We start from the raw sequence: 22,441 nt of genomic DNA on the forward strand, positions 1-22,441 counted from the left end.
GCGGCTTAACAGGAATTCGGTCAAAAGGCGGTGTTTTGGCTGACGTTTTGTGGTCAGCAGCTTAAGATGCTGAACGTCAGAACAACACTATCTCCAGGAGAAAACATGATCTCGCGTGCCCTCACTTTTTCTTTAGTACTGCTGGCGCTGTCAGGCTGTACCGTGACAGATCGACCATCCTCTTCCTCTGTCCAGCCGGTCTGCGCGGTAGGTGACGCCATGAGCCAGACCACGCTCTATTTCGGTCTTAATCGTCCCCAGGGAACCGCGATCACCGAAGGGGAATGGCAGGCATTCATCGATAATGAGGTTACCCCGCGCTTTAAAGAGGGCCTGACCGTGTTCGCGGCGAAAGGGCAGTGGCAGGGGAATGACGGAAAGCTGGCGCGCGAAAACAGTAAGGCGCTGCTGCTGATCCACCCGGCTGATAAGGCGAGCGAACAGGGAATCGAAGCATTGCGCGCGCGCTATAAGCAGCGTTTTGCCCAGGATTCGGTGATGCGGGTGGATGCCCCGGTATGCGTGGCATTCTGAGGTTTTTGCATTCATGAGACCCGGCGCGGCTGCGCCGGGTTCCGAGATTACAGCACCAGCCCGGCGAAGGCTGCGGACAGCAGGCTGACCAGCGTGGAGCCGTAAATCAGCTTCAGGCCATAACGTGAGACCACGTTCCCCTGCTGCTCATTCAGCCCTTTTATTGCCCCGGCAACGATGCCGATGGAGGCAAAGTTGGCGAAGGAGACCAGGAAGACCGACAGAATACCCAGCCCGCGCGGCGTCAGTTCCGCGGCGATTTTCTTCAACTCAATCATTGCAACAAACTCGTTGGTGACCAGCTTGGTCGCCATAATACTGGCGGCAGACAGCGCGTCCGCGGTCGGGATCCCAATCAGCCAGGCAAACGGCCAGAAGACATAGCCCAGGATCTGCTGGAAACTGATGCCAAATACGGCCAGAAACACCGCATTGACTGCGGAAATCAAGGCGATAAAGCCAATCAGCATCGCCAGGATAATCATCGCTACTTTGAAGCCTGCCAGGATGTATTCACCGAGCATTTCAAAGAAGCTCTGGTCTTCATGCAGCTTTTCCAGGCGGATTTCCGGCTCATCACCCACCGGTGTCGGGTTGATGATCGACAGGATGATAAAGGTGCTGAACATGTTGAGGATCAACGCTGCCACGACGTAGCGCGGCTCGATCATAGACATGTAGGCACCGACAATCGACAGCGACACGGTGGACATCGCCGCCGCGGCCATGGAATAGAGGCGGCGTGGGGAAATGTCTGCCAGGATACCTTTATAGGCAATAAAGTTCTCTGACTGCCCGAGGATCAGAGTGCTGACGGCGTTAAATGACTCCAGCTTGCCCATGCCATTGATTTTAGACAGCACGGTACCCACGATCCTGATCAGTACCGGCAGGATTTTCACATGCTGCAGGATACCGATGAGTGCGGAGATAAACACGATCGGGCAGAGCACGCCAAGGAAGATAAAGGCCATTCCCTGTGCCGCCATGCCACCAAAGACAAAGTCGGTGCCCTTCGCCGCGTACTTAAGCAGCACTTCAAAGAAGCCGGAAAATGCGGTAACAATGGTCAGTCCGGCAGAGGCGTGCAGGAAGAACCAGGCCAGCGCGCCTTCAATCACTACCAGCTGCAGCAGTACGCGCGGGCGAATTTTTTTACGGTCATTACTGAACAGTAACGCCAGGCCGAAGATAATGGCCAGCGCCAGAATAAAATGGAAAACAGAAGTCATACACAGGTCCGGCATGAGGAATTATCGAAGAGGTGCATTTAGCCATATTTCGGTACGCTTTACACCCTGTAGCGGGCTATCTTGCTGTTTTAGCGTTTAAACAGACGGCATTCGCATAACAACCTGCTTAGATGGCCACCTGCGATAGGCAATCCGCGGCGAAATCCGTATAATGCGCAGCCAATTATGTTTAGCTAGCCGGAGAGAAATTATGCGTCCATCAGGTCGTAGCGCACAACAGGTGCGTCCCGTCACCCTGACCCGTCATTACACCAAACACGCAGAAGGCTCTGTGCTGGTTGAATTCGGTGATACCAAAGTCCTGTGCACCGCCACTATCGAAGACGGCGTACCACGCTTTCTGAAAGGTCAGGGCCAGGGTTGGGTCACTGCTGAATACGGTATGTTGCCTCGTGCCACCCACAGTCGTAACGCGCGTGAAGCGGCTAAAGGGAAGCAGGGCGGACGAACCCTGGAGATCCAACGTCTGATTGCCCGTTCACTGCGTGCTGCTATCGATCTTAAAGCGCTGGGGGAGTTCACCATCACTCTGGACTGCGATGTGCTGCAGGCCGACGGCGGTACCCGCACCGCCTCTATTACCGGTGCCTGTGTGGCGCTTGCCGATGCGCTGAACCATCTGGTCTCCATCGGTAAACTGAAAGCCAACCCGATGAAAGGCATGGTCGCGGCTATCTCTGTGGGTATCGTTAAGGGCGAAGCGCTCTGCGACCTGGAGTATGTGGAAGACTCTGCGGCTGAAACCGATATGAATGTGGTGATGACCGAAGATGGCCGCATGATAGAGGTACAGGGGACGGCAGAAGGTGAGCCGTTCAGCCACGATGAGCTGCTGAAGCTGCTGGCGCTGGCGCGGGGCGGTATTGATACGCTGGTTGCGGCGCAAAAAGCGGCGCTGGCCAACTGATTTTACCAGGCGACGATGAAGTCGCCTTTTTTACGCCATTATTTTGAGGAAGATGACATGAAAGCCTGGCAGCGCCAATTTATCGAATTCGCCATCAACAAGCAGGTGCTGAAGTTTGGTGAGTTCACGCTGAAATCAGGGCGTAAAAGCCCTTATTTCTTTAACGCCGGACTGTTCAATACCGGGCGTGATCTCGCCCTGCTGGGCCGTTTCTATGCCCAGGCGCTGGTGGATTCCGGTATTGATTTCGATCTGGTCTTTGGCCCGGCCTATAAAGGCATCCCGATTGCCACAACCACCGTGGTAGCGCTGGCCGATCACCACGATCGTGATGTGCCTTACTGCTTTAACCGCAAAGAGGCCAAAGCCCATGGAGAAGGCGGTACGCTGGTGGGCAGCCCGCTGCAGGGTAAGATCATGCTGGTCGACGATGTGATTACGGCGGGTACTGCTATCCGGGAATCAATGGAAATTATCGCGGCCCATCAGGCGATGCTGGCTGGCGTGCTGATTTCTCTCGATCGGCAGGAGCGCGGGCAGGGGGACATCTCTGCGATACAGGAAGTGGAGCGGGACTACGGCTGCAAGGTGATTTCGATCATTACGCTCAAAGACCTGATTACTTACCTCGAAGCACAGCCTGAGATGGCCGATCATCTGGTGTCGGTTCGCGCTTACCGCAGCGAATTTGGCATTTAACCGGCCTGCCCGGTTATGCGGGCGGACCGCAACCGTGGGTCCGCCCCTGCTCAGGGGGCAATCCTCTTCCCGCCGGCCCTGTGGCGATCGACCCGCAACGTCAGACGAGCTGAGCCGCCAGGAGCGGCCAGCGCACATCAAAGTCAACGGTAGGGCGATAACGAAACTCTGAACGGACAAAGCGTGACAGCAGCCCTTCGCAGAATGCCAGTAGCTGGCTGGCCAGCAGCGTTTCATCGGTGGTAAACCCTTCACCCTCGCGCATTTTCTTTTCACGCATCACCTGGCGCAGCTGCACTTCGATACGCTCAAAAAGCTGGTTAATACGCCCCTGCAGACGATCCTGTTCGAACATCAGCGCATGGCCGGTTAAAATGCGCGTTAAACCCGGATTACGCTCACCAAAGCCCAGAATTAACTGAGTGATCATACGTAAGCGCGGCAGCGTCTCTTTTTCGTCTTTCAGAATCAGATTGATGCGCGTAATCAGGCTATCTTCGATAAACTCGATAAGGCTGTCAAACATCTTGGTTTTACTGGGAAAATGCCGGTAAAGCGCCGCTTCAGAAACCCCAACACTGGCCGCCAGTTTGGCCGTTGTAATGCGCTGACTTCCATCGCTGGATTCCAGCATTTGTGCCAGCGCCTGCAGGATTTCTTCACGGCGATTCCGTTTCGCACTCTTTTTTTCAACCATGTCTTAAAAGACCCCTGAAAACATCACCATAAACGGGCAAAGGCCCACTCAACGTCCGTAAACACATGGTTTACGGACGTAAAATCCAGTTTATCGTCGTTATGAGAGCAGTGGAGAGCTACTGGCGACCTGAATGGCCGAAACCCCCTTCGCCGCGCTCGCTGGAATCAAAGTCACTGACCAGATTGAACTCTGCCTGGACGACTGGCACGAAAACCATCTGTGCAATACGCTCACCCGGTTCGATAGTAAAGGAGTCCTGCCCGCGGTTCCAGACGGAAACCATGAGCTGGCCCTGATAATCGGAATCGATCAGACCCACCAGATTGCCGAGCACGACGCCATGTTTATGGCCCAGTCCCGACCGGGGCAGTATGACAGCAGCCAGCCCCGGGTCAGCAATATGGATCGCTAAACCCGTCGGTACCAGCGTGGTCACGCCGGGTTCGAGCACGAAAGCGTCATCCAGGCAGGCGCGAAGATCGAGCCCGGCGGATCCTGATGTGGCATAGGTCGGTAAGGGAAAATCGGTACCGACACGCGCATCAAGGATTTTAACGTCGATTTTTTTCATCATAAAGGCTGACAATCTCGTCTAATAACTGTTGGCCAAGGAGCGACTTATCGCACAGCGGTAAGACCTTGTCTCCCTTCTGCCAAAAAAGGTGAAGAGCATTGGTATCGCTATTGAAACCCTGCCCGGTTTTGGAAACGTCGTTGGCGCAGATCACGTCCAGATTTTTACGTGTCCGCTTTTCTTGCGCGTATTCTTCCACATTCTGGGTTTCAGCAGCAAATCCTACAACATAGGGCCTGTTGTGCTGCATCGCGGCTACCCCAGCCACAATATCTGGATTTTTTATCATGCGCAGGGTGATTTCATCCCCCTGTTTTTTAATTTTTTCTTCCGCCACGGCAGCTGCCCGGTAGTCTGCAACCGCAGCACAGCCAATAAAAATGTGCTGGGCAGTGGCCTGCGCCATTACCGCCTGCTGCATCTCCAGCGCCGTTATGACATCAATGCGCGCCACGCCTGGAGGCGTCGCTAACGCGACCGGGCCCGCAACCAGCGTCACCTTTGCACCGCGTTTTGCAGCCGCGGCAGCAAGGGAAAACCCCATTTTCCCACTGCTGTGGTTACTGATAAAACGCACCGGGTCGAGAGCTTCCCGGGTCGGGCCGGCGGTGATCATAATATTGAGATGTTGCAGATCGTTGACGGGGGCTGCCCAGCCCACGGCCAGCTCCACTATTGCCAGCGGATCGAGCATGCGTCCCGGCCCGATATCACCGCAGGCCTGGCTACCGCTGTCCGGACCCCAGATCAATACGCCACGCTGTGCCAGCAGATGTAGGTTGTGCTGTGTCGGCAGTGCGCGATACATCTGCTGATTCATCGCCGGAACTACCGCCACCGGTGCCGGCGTTGCCAGGCAGACGGTGGTCAGCAGATCGTTGGCCATGCCGGCAGTGACGCGCGCAATCAGGTCGGCTGTCGCGGGTGCGAGGATGACCAGGTCCGCCCATTTGCCTAACTCAATATGGCCCATGGCCGCTTCGGCAGCCGGGTCAAGCAAATCGTCAGAGACCGGATAACCGGAGACCGCCTGCAGACTGAGCGGGGTAATGAAGGCTTTTGCCGCATCGGTCATCACAACCCGAACGTCCGCACCGCGATCGCGTAGCCGACGTACCAGTTCCGGTGTTTTATAGGCCGCAATACCGCCGCTGACGCCAAGGACAATACGCTTTCCGCTTAATCCCATCATTTTGCTGTTCGCCTTCTGTTAAACCTGCCCGATGCCGTAGCGCCGTAATCTCCCTATTTTATCACACTCCTTTGTGAGGGGGATGACTGCACAATATTTGCGAGGCAGTACGTAAAATCGGCACGTCAGGTTAGAAAACTACTGTATATAATGCCATTATTTTTCTCATTCAGGAAGGAGAAGAAAAAATGAAAGAGCCATGGCTTGGCCTCCCGCCGCGAGAAAAATTGTTCGAATTCGGCGCACACGCGCTCAGTGATGTTGAACTGCTGGCTATTTTCCTGCGGATTGGTTCTCGCGGGGTTCACGTGATGACACTGGCGGAACAGCTACTCGATAAATTTGGATCACTGCATCGGCTGCTCACCGCGACACCGGAGGCGTTAACCGCGATCGATGGGGTGGGCACCGCAAAGTATGCACAGCTGAATGCGGTGGCAGAACTGGCGCGGCGCTGCTTTACCTGCCGGGAAGCGCTGGAAAATCGCGTAGTCAATAGCACGGAACAGATGCTGGATTTTTTCAACAGTTCCCTGGCACACCGGGAACGGGAAATCTTTCAGGTGATCTTTTTTGATAATCAGCATCGGATTATCCATACCAGCGAAATGTTCAGTGGTACTTTCAATAGCGTAGAAGTGCATCCACGTGAGATTGTGCGTGAAACGTTAAAACGGAATGCGGCGGCGCTCATTCTGGCGCATAATCATCCATCTGGACTGGCTGAACCCAGCCGTGCCGATCGTCATATTACGCAACAAATCGTGCGGGCCTGTACCCTGATGAATATCCGGGTGCTTGACCATATTGTGATTGGACGGGGTGAATATGTCTCTTTTGCGGAGCGAAGCTGGCTCTGACGGGTTGGATGTTATTTAACCATTTCTGGGTTTAATTTCACTTTTCTACCGCCTGAACCGCGCATTTCCCGTACAAAAGAGACAATAGTACGCGATCCTGAGGGATCTTTATCTGTTCGGGACTTGAGCACTCGCGCTACAGGGCGTATACTACGCCACCTTTGAGAATCTCGGGTTTGGCGTTGAGCCTACTCAGCGGGTTCACATAGAACTCGCCTGGATGGGCTATAAGCCTGACGAGGCGGCCAGAACCTTATTTTTAAAGCTCGAGCTGATTTGATTTTTGGAGAATAGACATGTCACGAGTCTGCCAAGTAACTGGCAAGCGTCCGGTAACGGGTAACAACCGTTCCCACGCAATGAACGCGACGAAACGCCGTTTCCTGCCGAACCTGCACTCTCATCGTTTTTGGATTGAGAGCGAAAAGCGCTTCGTTACACTGCGCGTATCTGCCAATGGCATGCGCGTAATTGATAAAAAGGGTATTGATACGGTCTTGGCCGATCTCCGTGCCCGCGGTGAGAAGTACTAAGGTAAGGAACTGAAACATGGCTAAAGGTATTCGTGAGAAGATCAAGCTGGTTTCTTCTGCTGGTACAGGTCACTTCTATACCACCACGAAGAACAAGCGTACTAAGCCGGAGAAACTGGAACTGAAGAAATTCGATCCAGTTGTCCGCCAGCACGTGATCTATAAAGAAGCTAAGATTAAGTAATTAATCTCAGTGGATAAAAAAACCCGGCCCCGGCCGGGTTTTTTTGTTTTCAGCTTTTCTTATAGAATACGTGGTTAAAGCGAAGCGCTGACAGCGCGATACGGAGGCAGGGCAATGCCAGAGTTACCAGAGGTTGAAACCAGTCGACGCGGGATTGAGCCGCATCTGGTTGGGGCGACGATATTACATGCTGTGGTGCGTAATTCCCGCCTGCGCTGGCCGGTATCTCAGGAGATCCACGCGCTGAGCGACCAGCCCGTACTGAGCGTCCAGCGCCGGGCTAAATACCTGCTGCTGGAACTGCCGGCGGGGTGGATCATCATACACCTGGGGATGTCGGGCAGCCTGCGGGTGTTACCGGAAGATCTTCCTGCGGCAAAGCACGATCATGTTGATCTGGTAATGAGTAATGGCAAGGTACTGCGCTATACCGATCCCCGTCGCTTCGGTGCCTGGCTGTGGGCTCCGGATCTTGCTGCCAGTTCCGTATTGTCACATCTTGGTCCGGAACCGCTGAGTGACGTGTTCTCCGCGCCGTATCTGTTTGAAAAATCGCGCGGGAAACGCACGGCAGTGAAACCCTGGTTGATGGATAACAAGGTGGTGGTCGGCGTCGGGAATATTTATGCCAGTGAATCACTGTTTGTCGCGGGGATCCTGCCCGATCGCCCCGCGATGGCGCTGACTGAATCAGATTGCGGGCTGCTGGTTGCCACCATTAAAGCGGTGCTGCTGCGCTCCATCGAACAGGGCGGCACAACGCTGCGCGATTTTCTGCAAAGCGACGGTAAGCCGGGATATTTTGCACAGGAATTACAGGTGTATGGCCGTGCGGGTGAACCTTGCCGCCAGTGCGGGATGCCGATAGAAAGCAGTAAACACGGGCAGCGCAGCACCTTTTTCTGCCGGCACTGCCAGAGGTAAACCGCGCTTTTATCCGAGCTTTTCTTTCAGCGCCCTGTAAACCGGGGCTGGCAGGAATGCCTGAACTTCTCCGCCATGGCGCGCCACCTCTTTCATCAGGGATGATGAAATAAAGGAATAAGCTTCAGAGGGCATCAGGAATACGCTTTCCAGCGTCGGCAGTAAATGGCGGTTCATATGCGCCAGCTGAAGCTCGTATTCAAAGTCGGAAACGGCCCTCAGACCACGCACCAGTACGTTGGCCTGTTGCGCTTTCGCAAAGTTAGCCATCAGGTCACTGAAGCCTACGACCTCTACATTGGGCAGATGTGCCACTACCTCACAGGCCAGGGCGACACGCTCTTCTAACGAGAACAGCGGTTTCTTGCTCGGACTGGCTGCGACAGCCAGGACGATGTGATCAAACATCAACGCAGCACGCGTAACGATATCAAGATGGCCATTGGTCATCGGGTCAAAGGTGCCGGGGTAGATGGCTTTGGTGCTCATAGTCTGCCGCTCCTGGATGCGTGATTCAGAGCCCAGAGGGCCGTGTATTTATTGAAAGTATACTGCGCGTTGACCACGGCCAGCAGCCAGCCCTGTTTGCCATCCAGAAATCCTGCCCGCAGCACCAGCGTTTTCAGGAACGCCCCAGCGGTATGGCCAAAAATAGCGACGATACCACAGCGTTTTCCCTGCTGATGGCGCTGCCTGGCCCAGGCTTCTGCGTAGGCAAACTGTTTCCACTGAAAGGCGGAGAAGTCACGGCAGGTCAGGTGCAGCAGATCGCCGCTTAACGGAGTGGCTTTGACCTGACCCGTTTCCAGTGATTCATGCACCTGATTATTGTTGTACTGATATTGCCGGGGATAGAGGCGCGTGACGCGATCAGGATACCAGCCGCTGTGGCGCATAAAACGTCCGAGGAACAGGTTGCGTCGCGCAATGCTGTAGATTTTTTCCGACGGCGGCTGGCAGAGTATGGCGTCAATGGCCTGCTTTAACTCGGGTGTGACGCGCTCGTCGCTGTCGATCATCAGAATCATCGGGTGAGTGGCATAACTCTGCGCCAGCTGGCGCTGTTTACCATACCCGTGCCACTGGTCTGAATGAAAAACCTGTGCACCGTGACGCAGAGCAATGTCCGGCGTACCATCGCTGCTGCCGGAGTCGAGCAGGACTATCTCATCCGCCCAGTTCACCGACGCCAGGCATTCGGGCAGCACGTCAGCTGCATCTTTCGCTATCATCACGACCGATATTTTCTGGCGTACGCTCATTTAATGATTCCGCTGTGGCAGGTGTGGTTCAAGTAAATGCAGCAGGCGCTGAAGTGCGCCCTGATTCTGATGCAGTACGTCTACGGCGTGGCGGCCGTAATAGAGGCGATAGTCCTCATCGGTCAGCAAGGTCCCGATCTCTTTATCCAGCGAGTCGGCATCGGTCACGGTGATCAGACCGTCGGCCTGCTGCAGGCGGGCGCAGATATCCTTGAAGTTAAAGATATGCGGCCCCATCAGGACCGGAATGGCATGGGCTGCCGGCTCCAACGGGTTGTGGCCGCCGCGCTCAACCAGACTGCCGCCGACGAAGGCCAGGTCAGCAATACCATACAGCAGCATCAGTTCACCCATGGTATCGCCTATCACCACCTGAGTACTCCCAGACGGGATTTCACCGCTGCTGCGAAGGGTATAGCTGAATCCGGCCTTCTGCGTCAGGGTGCGTGCCACATCAAAACGTTCAGGATGGCGGGGCACCAGAATCAGCAGCAGGTTAGGGAAGCGGGCCAGCAGCTTGCGGTGGGCATCCAGAATAATACTCTCTTCACCCTCATGGGTGCTGGTGGCAATCCATACCGGACGGCGCGGGGCCCACTGGCGACGGAGCGTGATGGCTCGTGCTGCCAGTTCTGGCGTGACAGAGATATCGAATTTAAGGCTGCCGGTAACGGCCAGTTGCGATCGTTTTACGCCCAGACCAATAAACCGCTCCCCGTCCTCCTGATTCTGTGCGGCAATCAGGGTAATGCGCTGCAGCAGGCGTTTCATGAATTTGCCGATTTTCGCGTAGCCCTTCGCCGAGCGCTCTGACAAACGGGCATTGGCGATCACCAGCGGGATTTTGCGCGTATGCAGCTGGGTGATCATATTTGGCCACAGTTCGGTTTCCATGATGATCACCAGGCGTGGACGCACGGTATCGAAGAAACGGTTCATGGCTCCCGGCAGATCATAGGGCAGGTACACGTGGTGGACGTCCTTCCCGAAGGCCGAGCTGGCACGCTCTGACCCCGTTGGGGTCATGGTGGTTACCACGATGGGCAGATGGGGGTAACGATGACGCAGTGCGCGAACCAGCGGGATCGCAGCCAGCGTTTCCCCCACGGATACGGAGTGCAGCAGGATACCGTCTGGCTTCACTTTCCCTGCACAAAAACCATAACGTTCCGCCCAGCGCTTTCGGTAGGCGGGTGCCTTCCGGCCGCGCAGCCAGAGGCGCAACCAGATAAGAGGCTGAATAATATAGAGCAGAGCGGTATAAATGGTAATCATCGCATTGTTTTTCAGGTGAACAGAGACTTACGTCCAGAGATGGCCGAAAAAGAAAAATAATGCGGCATGTTAGCAGATAAGTGCGGCGGTCTCACACTACTTCATGGCCATCGCTCTGGGGTTTACAGAGCAGACCGCGTGATTCAGGTGCAGTTATCCGTTCAGGTCTGCGCTGGCGCAGATTTTCGCCAGCGGCGCAGGCGGCTCATCCAGAGCAATAAATGATACTTTTGCTGCAGGCCTCGTGCATTACGCCGCATTCTGAGTGGCATCTCAGCCGCCCAAAAATCAGCAATCATCGCCTGTCTGGCCGTTTCATCTGGCTCCCGGCGTATGGCATGACAGACGGTGAGCGCTTCCCGGGTGATCTGTGCGTAAAGCGAGCGATGAATGTTGACGAAGCGACTATATTGCTGGTTTATCTCCTCCAGCTTTTGACAAATTTTCAGGTAATGACGCTGGTACTCAACGTTTGCCTGGCCTGTTCTTGGGCGGTTACTGATGGACTGTTCATGTGACAGATAGCTGTATAGGGGACGCTCGTTATACCTGACCCGTCGTGCATTTAGCATAAACTCGGTGGTCCACAGAATATCCTGATGATGGAGCCCGGGTATAAAGGTCAGGTTACATTGCCGGATGAGTGAAACGCGATAGATACCCAGCCACACGACGTGCAGATAGCGATGCGTTTTCAGCGCCCGATTTAACCACGAGGCACCACTGAGGACCGGAGTGGAATGCAGCCGGCGGGCAGGAATTAATACCTTTTCCTTCCTCCCAGGAGTACTGGTTCGCCAGGCATTACACTGCGCGGCATCCAGATCGTCTGTGGTAGCCATAGCGACTAACGTGCTGAACATCTCCGGTTCAAGAATATCGTCCGCATCGGGGAACGTGACATATGTTCCCCTGATGTACTTCATCCCAGTGTTACGCGCCCGCGAAACGCCGCCATTCTCCTGATGGATAACCCTGATATGAGAGGCCCTGCGGGCATACTCCTCTGCCCGCTCTCCTGAACCATCCGTCGAGCCATCATCCACGATAATGATTTCCAGATCGCGAAAGGTCTGTGACAGCAGAGAGGTCATAAAAGGGGCAAATAACACACCCGCGTTATACAGAGGAACAATCACACTAAGCAGTGGTGTGGCAGACATTGCAGCGTCCTTTTCATTTAAGAAAATCTCAATCCATTGAAATTTCAACTAGTTAGTGAATATTAAATGTTTTGCTGGATTTTTTTTAGCATTAAGTGTGCAATCCATAAAGTAAGATTGTCAGAGCACGACAGGACGTCATCGTGTTACACGCATAGGTTTGCGAATCCACTGGGAAAGTGTGGGCAGAAGGTGGTTTTCACCAGAACAAGGAGGGTTATCAGGCGAGTCACGTCCAGCAGGACGGAACTCCGGTAGACATAAGCAGACTGTTTGTTAGCAGGTTGGTAATGAAGAATATTTTGATTATACGCCGTGACAATATTGGCGATTTGGTGTGTACCACCCCGTTAATCGAGGGGGCAAAAACCGCCTTTCCGGATGCTAACATCTACCTTTTGATTAATACCGTTAGCCACGATGTGGTAAAAAATAATCCTTTCATTAAGCAGGTTTTTATTTACCGTAAAGCCAAACACCGAACAGAAAATGAATCGAAAGTCGGCATCTATGTCGAAAGGATAAAAATCATTTTGCAGCTGCGGCGGATTGCGTTTGATGCGGTGATTCTGGCTAATCCAACACCTTGTAAATACAGCCTGAGAATGGCAAAAATGATTGGGGCGAAAAATATCATTGGCGCTTCGAAGGGCGATCGCGGCATAACCATCCCTTTCAGCCCGGAAGATTTCCAGGGCCAGCACCAGGTGGAGCGGACATTCAGTTATTTATCGGCACTGACCGACAGGCAGATCGCCATCCCTCCGGTGCGTGTCTGGCTGACCCGGGATGAACAGCAACAGGCTGCCAGCCGGCTGAAAAATCGACCATCAGATTACCCGGTCGGATTAGCTGTCCATATCAGTAGCCGGAGTGAAAAGCGTCGATGGCCGCTGGAGCGCTACGCGGCAATCATCCAACATTATCTGCAGGAAAACAGCCACAGCAGCGTCTGCATTTTCTGGTCACCTCAGGGCACGTTGGCCCCGGATGATGTCGGTGACCAGCATCGTGCCGAGCAGCTATTGGCGACATGTCAGGATCCCCGCGTATCACTTTACCCTACCGCTTCAGTGCGTGAACTGCTTGCTGCCTACGAGCATTGCGACCTGATACTGTGCAGTGATGGCGGTCAGATGCATCTTGCGGCCGCGATGAATAAAAAGCAGGTCGTCTTCTTTGGTGATACCGACCGCAACGCCTGGCATCCCTGGTCTGGTCGATATGAGATCATGCAAACAGACTCAGGGAACTGCAGCGATATATCTGTTGACGAAGTGTGGGATAAAATCCAGTTGCAGCATTAAAAATCAGCACGCTGAACGGCTGTCATCAGTAAACGATACTTATCATTTTTGTAGTGATAAGTATCGATCAATAGTGATGTCATAACTGAATTTATTGTACATCTCTTCGCGAATAACCGGAGGCGAATACCATGCCTGGCGCATTTTCTCTGCCAGTGAGGAACTGGTTAACTCGGCCAGGAAAGGTTGAAGTTCACCGGTCATAATCTCAGAAGCGCCACCCGGACAGGCTGTACTGACGACCGGCGTATGGCAAATGAGTGCTTCAATAAGTACAGATGGTAATCCCTCGCTATCTGAACTCAGGGCGATCATTTTAGCCCCTTTAATCACCGGTAGCGGATTGCTGATAAAGCCTGTAAAAATAACGTTATCCTGCAAGTTGAGTTGTAAAACCTTGTCCTGAATTTTTTGGGTGACGTCAGCTTCTCCCTGGCCAATGATAATTAACTTGCAGGGCAGGTTGGCCAGCGAAAAGGCTTCTAATAAACGATCGTGCCTTTTCACCTGATGAAATCGGCCCACATGAGCAATGTATGATTCTTGTTCATAGGGATTGCTTAAAGCCGCACGCGCAGTAATTTCATTAAGATGGAACGGATTATAAATAGTCATTATCGTTTTGGGTTTCAGTCCCACGTTGCTGACTAAATCCTCACCAACGGCATCTGAGACAGAGATAATATTGCGGTTTTTATATACTTTTTTTATTTTGTTTGTTTTTAGCCAGCGGCTGAAACCGGTTTTATTACCCAGATAGGATCGTGAGAACATGCCGTGAACACACAACCACAGATTACAGGCTCTGAGTACGCGAGAGCGCACCACAATGCGATCTGTTTTGTGCAGGCTGCTGATCACCAGGCTGGGTTTACCATATTGAAGAAAAAGCGCAGGTAATAAATGGTCCACTGAAGCAGCACGCCTTCTCAATTCACAAAGTTTACGTAATGGCCCTTTTCCTCCAGTATCTTTATCCACTATATAGTTGATTTCTTTTGGTATTTCATAATCAAGCCGGTCACTTAAAGAGAGAAGCGTGACAGTGTGGCCGCGCTGCGCTATACCTTTTGCCAGCGTGAGGGTGACATTTTCTGCGCCGCCACCGGGCAGCCCATCGATGATAAACAAAATATGGCTTTTCATTGAGTTAGTACTCTTTGATAAAGGTCGATCAATTGTGACGAAAGGCTCGCAGGATGATAAGGCAGAATTTTCTCCCGCGCAGAGTGGCCCATTGCAGAGCCAAGCGCCTCAAGCGGCAACTGCCGGATGGCCGCCGTCAGCGAGGGAATGTCCAGCGCATCGGTGACGAAACCATTGATGCCTTCGCTGATAAATTCAGCACCACCGCAGGTTTCGCTGGTAATAACGGGTAAACCGCAGGCCATGGCTTCGAGAATGACATTGGGAAAAGGATCATAAAGGGTGGGCAATAACAGGGCATCTGCGGCCTGATAAAATGGCAGGGTGCTTTTCTGAACGCCCATAAAACGAACCCGTGACTGGCAGCCCAGAGATCCGGCAAGCGCCTGATAAGATTTTTGATTTTTATCCCGCCCGATCACCATCAGGTAACTCTCTGTCGGTGCAATCGCACGAATAGCGGCTTCCAGTCCCTTTCTTTCAAAACCAGAGCCGACAAAAATCAGGCAATGCGCCTGTTCTGGTAACTGATATGCCTGGCGCAACTGATGCTTAAGGGCGATATCCGCAGGCCGAAAGGCGTGGTTATCGATAGCGTTGTAGATAACGGTGATTTTTTCTGGCGCAACCTGAAACTGCTCAACTATCTCGCGTTTAATCATCTCCGCGTTACAGATCACTGCTTTCAACTCCGGGGCTGAATACATGTCTTTTTCTGCCTGCATCACGAAACGATGATAGGGACTGTTAAACATAAGAGTACGATGCCAGGCGGGAAGCTGACGCGCCCGCTGAAGAAGCCAGTTGCGGTGTACCCCATCCCCTGCACGATAGATATCACAGCCAGCGATACGCTCATGACTCTGTACCAGATCAAAATTCTCACGCTGCCAGATAGATCTCGCTGCTGAGGCAAAGCCCCGTTCCCGGCTGATGCGACCCAGCTTCAGCGGATTACATAAATGGATATGCCAGTCAGGGTGAATGTCACCTTGCCATTCGCGCGTAATCACATTAAGTTCGAGGTCTTTTTTTTCCAGCGCGAGTAACGCACGAGAAATAAAGCGTTCGGCGCCCCCATCCGGACGATATTTTTGGCGTACCAGCGCCAGACGAAACGGCTTCATTCCAGGAGCTCCCTTGTGGCATTGATTACGGCTTCAGTGGGGATTAAATCAAGATAACGTTCACTGGTTTTTGTATCCACATTATCCGGGTCGGGCAGCGTGCCATAGTCTCCTGCCCATATGGTTTTCCCTTTTCCTTGCCACGGGTGCCATAGCGTCAGTTTGCTTGGGCCGAAAAGGGCCACGTAAGGCGTGTTTAGCGCAGCGGCCATGTGCATCGGAACAGAGTCTACCCCAAGGAAAAGATGTGCATGATCAATGAGCGCTGCGAGCTGGCGTAAAGTGAGCTGGCCTGCCAGTGAAATCACCCGTTCTTTCGGACAATTTGCCATAATGGCCGCGACCATTTCCTGCTCTCGCTTGTCAGGGCCTGATGTGATCACCAACGTATAGCCTTCTTTTTGCAGAGCGGTGATAGTGGCCGCCATTTTAGCTTCCGTCCAGCATTTGAAGAACCACCGCGAAGTCGGTTGAACCACAATGAAATGATCCGCAACAGCGTGTTGATGAAGTAATTTTTCAACGTGCTGCCAGTCGCGGGCCTCATAACTCATTGTGACCTGAGTGGTGTACGCCAGGTCGCCCAGGGGTTCAAGCAGCGAAAGGTTTTGCTCAACGGTATGCAACTGACCATGTCCGGCAACCGTGACCCGCTTTGTATGGCAGAAGCGCCATAATGCTCCCTGCCGTTTGGGGAAATCAAAGCCAAGTCTAATCCTTGCACCGGTCCAGCGTGCCGCGAGCGCACTGCGCCATTGGTCTGCCAGATTAATCACTACATCGTACTGGCGTGCGCGCAGCTGCTGCAAAAGCGCCCACTCTTGCTTTACATGGACAGCAGGACCAAGCTTCTTCCACTGTCGGTCGATGGATATCAGTCGGGCGATGCAGGGGTTGGCAGAGAGCATCTCTCTGGTTTCCTGATACAGCAGCACATCCACTTCTGCCTCCGGCCAGTTTTGCTTCAGCGTATTAATGACCGGTGTCGTGAGCAACATATCGCCATGATGACGGAGTTTAATAACCAAAATGCGTTTTGGCAGGGGAACAAGGGCTGAATTCATGATGTATTGCTTTCCAGGATACAGAAGGTGAATTCTAATGGAGCAATGGCATCGTGGCTAGCACTGCTCGGTTTTACCCAGGCGGGTAATCAAGTGGGCGACTGCATGCAAAGTCATTTGCTCTGAGGAAAGGGGCTGCGTAACATAAGGCCAAAAGCATAATTCAGGTTATAAATCCATGGTCAAACCAGCGTTCATTATTACCATCGATACGGAGGGCGATAACCTGTGGGAAAACCACAACCTCATTTCGACCAGGAACACCCAATATCTTCCGCGATTTCAGGCGCTGTGTGAAAAGTATGCCTTTAAGCCGGTGTATCTGACTAACTATGAGATGGCGGTGGATGATGATTATGTTGCTTTTGCCCGCGATGTTATTGCGCGTGGTGCTGGCGAAGTTGGAATGCATCTGCATGCGTGGAACAGCCCGCCGCTTGATCCGCTCACGGATGATGACTGGCGTTATAAACCGTACCTGATTGAATACCCGGCCGGGCTGATCCGCAGTAAGGTTGAGTTTATGACCCGGTTGCTGGAAGACACGTTTCAGACGAAAATGCTGAGTCATCGTGCCGGGCGCTGGGCCTTTAATGAATACTATGCAGCTTTGCTGATTGAGTTCGGCTACGTGGTCGACTGTTCTGTGACACCAAAGGTGAACTGGCAGTTTTCCCCGGGTAATCCAGAAGGGAAAGGGGGGACAAACTATCGCAATTTCCCTTCACACGCCTACTTCATGGATGAAAAAAATATTGCGCGAGCTGGAACGTCATCACTGTTAGAAGTCCCAATGACTATCCAGTACAAACATTCTGGCTTAATGAATTCATTGAAGAGTGGTTATGACCGTTTGCGGGGTAAGCGACGTTCACCCTCCGTAAACTGGCTGCGACCTTCAGGTGGTAATGTTGAGAACATGAAACAGGTTGTGCGGCAGTCGCTGGATGAGGGACAGGATTACGTTGAATTCATGCTGCACTCTTCTGAGTTTATGCCGGGCGGAAGCCCCACATTTGCAACAGAGCAACATATTGAACGTTTGTACCAGGATCTGGAACAGCTCTTTAGCTGGCTCTCTGAACGTACGGTGGGAAAAACACTGGCAGAGTACTATCAGGCTAAAACAAGCAAGGTGTAGTTTTGCGATAAAGCAGCAGTGTGCCGGTGGGCCCGGCACATAAGCTTTAATAAACCCGGTCTATTGCTGATAACCGTTGGGATTTTGTTCCTGCCAGTTCCAGGCATCGCGCATCATTTCTTCCAGGCCTCGCTGTGCTTTCCAGCCCAAATATTGGTAGGCTTTTTCAACATCAGCCCAGCATTCGCCGATATCTCCTTCGCGACGCGGCACCATTTGGTAAGGCACTTTTTTGCCAGATATCTTTTCGAATGCTGCCAGCATTTGCAACACTGAATACCCGACTCCCGTGCCCAGATTATAGGTACTGACCCCGGGAGACTGCCGGATGTTTTGCAGTGCTTTCAGGTGACCTTCCGCTAAATCCATAACATGAACATAGTCCCTTACGCCGGTGCCATCAGGGGTAGGGTAGTCATTTCCGAAAATGGACAACTGCTGTAATTTGCCGCTGGCAACCTGAGAAATATAGGGCATGAGATTATTCGGGATCCCATTGGGATCTTCACCAATCAGGCCTGATTCATGGGCACCAACAGGGTTGAAGTAACGTAGGATGGTTATGTACATCTCTGGCCAGGCTTTTGCTACATCGACCAAAATCTGCTCAACCATCAGCTTTGAGGTACCATAAGGGTTAGTGGTACCACCTATTCTTGCAGTTTCTTTGAGCGGTATTGTCGTTGGGGTGCCATAGACGGTCGCGGAAGAACTGAATATAAAATCTTTCACTCCAGCAGCATACATTTCTTCCAGCAAGACTAAAGTGCCGGCAACGTTGGTTTGGTAGTACTCAAGGGGTTTAGCAACAGACTCACCAACAGATTTCAGACCAGCAAAATGAATGACGGCTGAAATGTTATGTCGGGAAAAAATCGTTCTTAATGTCTCCCGTTCCCGGATATCGTTCCGGTAAAAGGTGACCTTGCACCCTGTTAGGCTTTCGACTTTCCCCAGCGCCACCGGTGATGCGTTGATGAGATTGTCCAGCACCACGACTTCATAATGGTGCTTCAGCAACGAAAGCACTGTGTGCGAACCGATATACCCGGCACCACCCGTTATCAGAATTGCCATACAGATCTTCACACTCTCTCTCTGTGTCTGACGTGACTTCCCGTCGTTCGGCCAACATTTTTAGCTCACGTAATATAGTGCGTGATTAAGAAGGCAAGTGCAACACGCTCCCGGGCCCGCTTACTGCGGTTCTGCGGCATAGCTGAACCGTCGAAACTCCCCCAGAACAGTGCTATCATACGATACATATGTATTATGATTTGTTGATTTAATGACCTTGCTTTGTAGTGAAAGCATACAGCGTCGATGCCGTTCCAGCGTATGAATCTGGAAGTGTTTTATAAGACAAATTGAGTGGTAACAATGAAGGTATCTAAAATTAAGTGGATTAACCGGGTATTAATGTTTTATACCTTTTTTTTTCGCCATTTGAAAAAAAATAGACCTCTGAATTCAGACAGTGAGTTTCAGCGCATTGCGATTTTTTCAACCACGGCGCTGGGCGATTTGATGTTCAACACCTCTGCTATTTTTGCCTTAAAGCAACGTTATCCGCAGGCTGAATTTGTGCTGGTTTCGAGTGAAAAAAACCGTCCGTTAGTGGATAGCAGCCCGTGGTTCGTCGAGGTCCTCTACTGGGATAATAAAATAAGAAATGCACATCGGCTAATAAAATCGTTACGCTCTTTTCGGCCGCAGTTAACCGTTATTCTGCACTCTTATATGCCCTATGATATATTTTGCGCCGTTCTTTCTGGCAGCGAATATATTGTCCGCGATCAGTATCGCGTAGACAGTCCGCTTATGAACCGCTGGCTCAATCTGTATTCGATGCCTTATAACGGACATTTGATCCAGCGTAAACTTGATTTGCTCACCGCCCTGGGATGTCGTAATGACGATCCCCGCATGCGTATTCCAGTCGCATATCGTGCGGCAGAAAAGCAGGGAAATAACATTCGCATCGGTTTTCAGATGGGTGCCTCTGAAGCCAAGCGCTGTTGGCCGGTCGCTCGCTTTGCCGAGTTGGCAACGCTCTTATATCAGCATGAGAACTATCAGATTATATTGATTGGTGGGCCTAAAGACAGAGGATTAGTTGCTGAGTTCGAGCGGCGGGTCGGCGCAGAGATATTTTCTCATGTAGATAATCAGGTGGGAAAAACCTCCCTGGCCGAATTACTCACGCTGATCGATGGATTTGATGTATTAGTGACAGGGGATACCGGGCCACTTCATCTGGCTATTGCGCTGCAAACCGCGACCGTGAGTCTTTACGCTGATGCGGAGCCTAAACATACGGGGCCTTATCAGGATTTAGCACAGCATATTATTATGAAAATGACCCATACCCTGCCTGACAGCAGGCAACCACTGGAACAAATAAGTGCAGAGTCGGTTAAGGAAAAAGTTTCACTGTTAGCCTTCGCTAAGCAATAGACACACCGAAAGGCATCGGTGTGTCGGTGTTTATCGCAGATTACTATCTTCTTGGCAGCGCCATCACCAGAGCGAGTGGGAACCAGAACAGCACCCATGCTGTACCCGGGTTACCAATAACGAACATGCCCTGAGTTATGTAGAACAGCAGGGAAAACAGCAACATCGATGCCTCCAGCGCACGGTGTGCTTTAAAGTGCTGCCATGCCATATAAGCGCCATAAACGATGACCATCAGCAAGAGTAGTCCCCCGACAACGCCGCCTTTCAGCAGCGTGGCGAGATAGAGGCTGTGGGTAGTGTGGACCCTTTGCCCTATCTCGTTCACAAAGTTAATTTCCTGGCCAAAACCCCATCCAAACCAGGGTTTTTGCTGCACATAGCTCAGTGCATCTTCCCAGATACCAAACCGGATAAAACTTTGTGAGTAGCTGCTTTCAATTCTGTGTAAAAGAACGTTATAACCATTGCTGAATATGATGGCCAGGATGATGGCCATTAAGAGCAGAGCGATAATTAACCAGTCTTTACGGTGCAGGCGTTTAATCAGTAAAAGTAGCGGGGCCAGAGCCACAATCAGTGAGAACAAGGGGCCACGGCTCTGCGTAAGCAGTATAGCGAAAAAAAGCAGGGCGATCGGCAGATAGAGCCATTTCTTACCGGTCTCTCTCAGCAGGATAAGACCGCAAAAGATACCGATACCGTAATAGCCTGCCATGTCGATAACATTCTCAGGTGCAAATGGAAATCCATTTTGCAGACGATTATATAACAATGTTTTCTTATTAATATAAATTAACGTTAATATGCAAAGTATCACCACAGAAGCAAAAATCAGGGCTAACATAATGTTCTTTTTATCATGCTGGGTGATGATATAAAAGATAAGAATGAAGAAGATAATATAAACACTGTGAGTCAGGTCGGAAACGACAGTGTCAGCATTGGTACTCCAGAGACCACTGATAGAGAAATAAAAAAGGAATATGGAGGTAAGTACCAGTCCAGTTATTAATTTTTTATTTTTAAATATATCGCGACGAAAATCACTGGCTGAAATTAAATAAATTATGCTAAGTATTAAAGCCATGTGAAAGGAATTGTTAACTTTAGTTAATCCGCCTAAGAGAGGCATGAAAAAAAGGAAGATAGCATAGAAAAAAATCATGCTCTTCTCAATGAAGTTGTTTTTATTTGATATCATCGGGCTTTACCTTTTTAAAGATGCTACTGTCTAACGCACTATATGGAGAAAGATTTAACACATCGATGAAGTGTTCTTTTAAGACGTTACTGGCATGTCTGAAAGCCGGTTCTATTAATCCTGAAAACTGTTTATCAAGACTGCAGGGAGATATGTCATTTTCATTTTCATAAAAGCGGGGTTTGTCAAAGTTATTCATATCCAGGCCAGCAATAATTATGCGGTTAAACCCTAAATACTGGATAATCTGTAATGCCCAGTGCGCCACCGTACCGGCATCAAACACACCTTTGCGTATATCTTTAAAAAAGGCAATGTTACAGTCGGCTTCGCTGAAGCTGACACTTTGTTCATGTTGATAGACTTGGTGTATTTCTTCAGTCAGTACCCTGGGCTGGAAGTTCTTATAGCACGCATCTTCAACGATAGCGACCTGACAGCGAAGGGAAGAATACCCAATATAGTCAATGAGTTGAACAATACAACGAAGTGTGGTGAACAGAATGATTTCCGGATCTCTGACCATGTCCTTAACCATGCTTAAGCGCTGGTCAATAAAGGTCATATCCACAATCACGAAGAACTTGAAATGGGTTTTATCGCGCATAAACCATGAGCCATTCATGCCCATAGCAGGTATGTGCTGCAGGGGGGTGAAATCGGTGTCATTCACAGAAGGGCCAGATGCTATCAGCAACAGATCGCCTGCGTATTGATGATGTAAATCGTTGAGGTTAACGAGTTTCACCAACTGTCCACGCAGGCTCAGACTGCTGATGTGCCCTTCACTGGCACGTGTGATTTTGACATAGGGCCACAGATTTTCGTTATGGCGAAAACGGCGCGAATGGCTGTACCGGTAAAGTTGTTTAAAAAGCGTTCCCATATCTGGTGCTATAACCTCACGTCGTATGACGACTTTCTGCAGTGAATTG

The 22,441-nt window shown here is 51.4% G+C and carries 24 protein-coding genes; 10 read left to right on the forward strand and 14 right to left on the reverse strand.

All coding sequences use genetic code 11. The features are described 5' to 3' along the window. Window positions 1–105: 105 nt before the first annotated feature. Window positions 106–534, forward strand: coding sequence for a DUF3574 domain-containing protein (locus ACZ3HG_RS19410; protein ID WP_465333964.1), 429 nt, complete (start codon window positions 106–108; stop codon window positions 532–534). A 47-nt stretch (window positions 535–581) separates the two neighbouring features. On the opposite strand, the gene ACZ3HG_RS19415 is transcribed toward ACZ3HG_RS19410, so the two are convergent. Continuing rightward, window positions 582–1,766 carry a NupC/NupG family nucleoside CNT transporter gene (locus ACZ3HG_RS19415; protein ID WP_062746936.1) on the reverse strand — a complete coding sequence of 395 codons (1,185 nt, stop codon included), beginning with the start codon at window positions 1,764–1,766 and terminating at the stop codon, window positions 582–584. Between the two features lie 211 nt (window positions 1,767–1,977). Here ACZ3HG_RS19415 and rph point away from each other — a divergent pair, with 211 nt between their 5' ends. Together rph and pyrE are read left to right on the forward strand one after the other, a co-directional pair. Then, window positions 1,978–2,694, forward strand: coding sequence for a ribonuclease PH (gene rph, locus ACZ3HG_RS19420; protein ID WP_191935349.1), 717 nt, complete (start codon window positions 1,978–1,980; stop codon window positions 2,692–2,694). Between the two features lie 57 nt (window positions 2,695–2,751). Continuing rightward, entirely contained in the window at window positions 2,752–3,393 is a 642-nt protein-coding gene (pyrE, locus tag ACZ3HG_RS19425; protein ID WP_465333967.1) for an orotate phosphoribosyltransferase, read from the forward strand. A gap of 100 nt (window positions 3,394–3,493) precedes the next feature. On the opposite strand, the gene slmA is transcribed toward pyrE, so the two are convergent. The 3 genes from slmA to coaBC all read right to left on the reverse strand — a co-directional run bounded on the left by slmA (window position 3,494) and on the right by coaBC (window position 5,856). Next, window positions 3,494–4,090: a nucleoid occlusion factor SlmA gene (gene slmA / locus ACZ3HG_RS19430; RefSeq protein WP_191935347.1), complete on the reverse strand. Its 597-nt coding sequence runs from the start codon at window positions 4,088–4,090 to the stop codon at window positions 3,494–3,496. A 118-nt stretch (window positions 4,091–4,208) separates the two neighbouring features. After that, on the reverse strand, window positions 4,209–4,667 hold the full coding sequence (gene dut, locus ACZ3HG_RS19435; protein ID WP_191935346.1) for a dUTP diphosphatase: 459 nt from the start codon (window positions 4,665–4,667) through the stop codon (window positions 4,209–4,211). Beyond that, window positions 4,645–5,856, reverse strand: coding sequence for a bifunctional phosphopantothenoylcysteine decarboxylase/phosphopantothenate--cysteine ligase CoaBC (gene coaBC, locus ACZ3HG_RS19440; protein WP_191937113.1), 1,212 nt, complete (start codon window positions 5,854–5,856; stop codon window positions 4,645–4,647). The genes dut and coaBC overlap by 23 nt, the downstream gene beginning before the upstream one ends. Window positions 5,857–6,047: 191 nt before the next feature. Here coaBC and radC point away from each other — a divergent pair, with 191 nt between their 5' ends. The 4 genes from radC to mutM all read left to right on the forward strand — a co-directional run bounded on the left by radC (window position 6,048) and on the right by mutM (window position 8,360). Then, window positions 6,048–6,719: a RadC family protein gene (gene radC, locus ACZ3HG_RS19445; RefSeq protein ID WP_465333970.1), complete on the forward strand. Its 672-nt coding sequence runs from the start codon at window positions 6,048–6,050 to the stop codon at window positions 6,717–6,719. Between the two features lie 296 nt (window positions 6,720–7,015). Next, on the forward strand, window positions 7,016–7,252 hold the full coding sequence (rpmB, locus tag ACZ3HG_RS19450; RefSeq protein ID WP_062746922.1) for a 50S ribosomal protein L28: 237 nt from the start codon (window positions 7,016–7,018) through the stop codon (window positions 7,250–7,252). Between the two features lie 16 nt (window positions 7,253–7,268). Beyond that, on the forward strand, window positions 7,269–7,436 hold the full coding sequence (gene rpmG / locus ACZ3HG_RS19455; RefSeq protein ID WP_001051798.1) for a 50S ribosomal protein L33: 168 nt from the start codon (window positions 7,269–7,271) through the stop codon (window positions 7,434–7,436). A gap of 114 nt (window positions 7,437–7,550) precedes the next feature. Further along, window positions 7,551–8,360, forward strand: a complete 810-nt coding sequence (gene mutM, locus ACZ3HG_RS19460; protein ID WP_465333972.1) for a bifunctional DNA-formamidopyrimidine glycosylase/DNA-(apurinic or apyrimidinic site) lyase — start codon at window positions 7,551–7,553, stop codon at window positions 8,358–8,360. A 9-nt stretch (window positions 8,361–8,369) separates the two neighbouring features. On the opposite strand, the gene coaD is transcribed toward mutM, so the two are convergent. From coaD to ACZ3HG_RS19480, 4 genes are all read right to left on the reverse strand, one after another. Next, a complete protein-coding gene (coaD, locus tag ACZ3HG_RS19465) occupies window positions 8,370–8,849 on the reverse strand; it encodes a pantetheine-phosphate adenylyltransferase (RefSeq protein WP_191935343.1) in 480 nt (159 codons plus the stop codon). Continuing rightward, a complete protein-coding gene (locus ACZ3HG_RS19470) occupies window positions 8,846–9,622 on the reverse strand; it encodes a glycosyltransferase family 2 protein (protein WP_191935342.1) in 777 nt (258 codons plus the stop codon). The genes coaD and ACZ3HG_RS19470 overlap by 4 nt, the downstream gene beginning before the upstream one ends. Beyond that, on the reverse strand, window positions 9,623–10,897 hold the full coding sequence (waaA, locus tag ACZ3HG_RS19475) for a lipid IV(A) 3-deoxy-D-manno-octulosonic acid transferase (protein ID WP_191935341.1): 1,275 nt from the start codon (window positions 10,895–10,897) through the stop codon (window positions 9,623–9,625). It lies immediately after the preceding gene. A 161-nt stretch (window positions 10,898–11,058) separates the two neighbouring features. Further along, a complete protein-coding gene (locus ACZ3HG_RS19480) occupies window positions 11,059–12,060 on the reverse strand; it encodes a glycosyltransferase (RefSeq protein WP_465333975.1) in 1,002 nt (333 codons plus the stop codon). Between the two features lie 290 nt (window positions 12,061–12,350). Between ACZ3HG_RS19480 and ACZ3HG_RS19485 the strand changes: the two genes are divergently transcribed. Next, on the forward strand, window positions 12,351–13,367 hold the full coding sequence (locus tag ACZ3HG_RS19485) for a glycosyltransferase family 9 protein (RefSeq protein WP_191935388.1): 1,017 nt from the start codon (window positions 12,351–12,353) through the stop codon (window positions 13,365–13,367). A 42-nt stretch (window positions 13,368–13,409) separates the two neighbouring features. Here the strand turns inward: ACZ3HG_RS19485 and ACZ3HG_RS19490 are convergent, their stop codons facing one another. Genes ACZ3HG_RS19490 through rfaQ form a run of 3 tightly spaced genes read right to left on the reverse strand, consistent with a single transcriptional unit; the run spans window position 13,410 to window position 16,704 of the window. Next, window positions 13,410–14,513 (reverse strand): glycosyltransferase, encoded by a 1,104-nt coding sequence (locus tag ACZ3HG_RS19490; protein ID WP_191935339.1) that lies wholly within the window; start codon window positions 14,511–14,513, stop codon window positions 13,410–13,412. Next, window positions 14,510–15,640, reverse strand: a complete 1,131-nt coding sequence (locus ACZ3HG_RS19495; protein ID WP_191935338.1) for a glycosyltransferase family 4 protein — start codon at window positions 15,638–15,640, stop codon at window positions 14,510–14,512. Before ACZ3HG_RS19495 ends, ACZ3HG_RS19490 begins: the two co-directional genes overlap by 4 nt. Beyond that, window positions 15,637–16,704: a putative lipopolysaccharide heptosyltransferase III gene (rfaQ, locus tag ACZ3HG_RS19500; RefSeq protein WP_191935337.1), complete on the reverse strand. Its 1,068-nt coding sequence runs from the start codon at window positions 16,702–16,704 to the stop codon at window positions 15,637–15,639. The genes ACZ3HG_RS19495 and rfaQ overlap by 4 nt, the downstream gene beginning before the upstream one ends. 178 nt (window positions 16,705–16,882) lie before the next feature. Here rfaQ and ACZ3HG_RS19505 point away from each other — a divergent pair, with 178 nt between their 5' ends. After that, window positions 16,883–17,845 carry a polysaccharide deacetylase family protein gene (locus tag ACZ3HG_RS19505; RefSeq protein WP_191935336.1) on the forward strand — a complete coding sequence of 321 codons (963 nt, stop codon included), beginning with the start codon at window positions 16,883–16,885 and terminating at the stop codon, window positions 17,843–17,845. 60 nt (window positions 17,846–17,905) lie between these two features. Here the strand turns inward: ACZ3HG_RS19505 and galE are convergent, their stop codons facing one another. After that, window positions 17,906–18,922, reverse strand: a complete 1,017-nt coding sequence (gene galE, locus ACZ3HG_RS19510; protein WP_465333979.1) for a UDP-glucose 4-epimerase GalE — start codon at window positions 18,920–18,922, stop codon at window positions 17,906–17,908. A gap of 303 nt (window positions 18,923–19,225) precedes the next feature. Here galE and ACZ3HG_RS19515 point away from each other — a divergent pair, with 303 nt between their 5' ends. Continuing rightward, window positions 19,226–20,302, forward strand: a complete 1,077-nt coding sequence (locus ACZ3HG_RS19515) for a glycosyltransferase family 9 protein (RefSeq protein WP_465333981.1) — start codon at window positions 19,226–19,228, stop codon at window positions 20,300–20,302. Between the two features lie 43 nt (window positions 20,303–20,345). On the opposite strand, the gene ACZ3HG_RS19520 is transcribed toward ACZ3HG_RS19515, so the two are convergent. Both ACZ3HG_RS19520 and ACZ3HG_RS19525 read right to left on the reverse strand, forming a co-directional pair. Further along, window positions 20,346–21,506: an O-antigen ligase family protein gene (locus ACZ3HG_RS19520; RefSeq protein ID WP_191935335.1), complete on the reverse strand. Its 1,161-nt coding sequence runs from the start codon at window positions 21,504–21,506 to the stop codon at window positions 20,346–20,348. Continuing rightward, complete coding sequence (locus ACZ3HG_RS19525; protein WP_191935334.1) at window positions 21,493–22,392, reverse strand: sugar glycosyltransferase; 900 nt, start codon at window positions 22,390–22,392, stop codon at window positions 21,493–21,495. Before ACZ3HG_RS19525 ends, ACZ3HG_RS19520 begins: the two co-directional genes overlap by 14 nt. Window positions 22,393–22,441 lie beyond the last annotated feature (49 nt).

The sequence above is a fragment of the Erwinia sp. PME.40.26/001 genome, assembly GCF_055556675.1.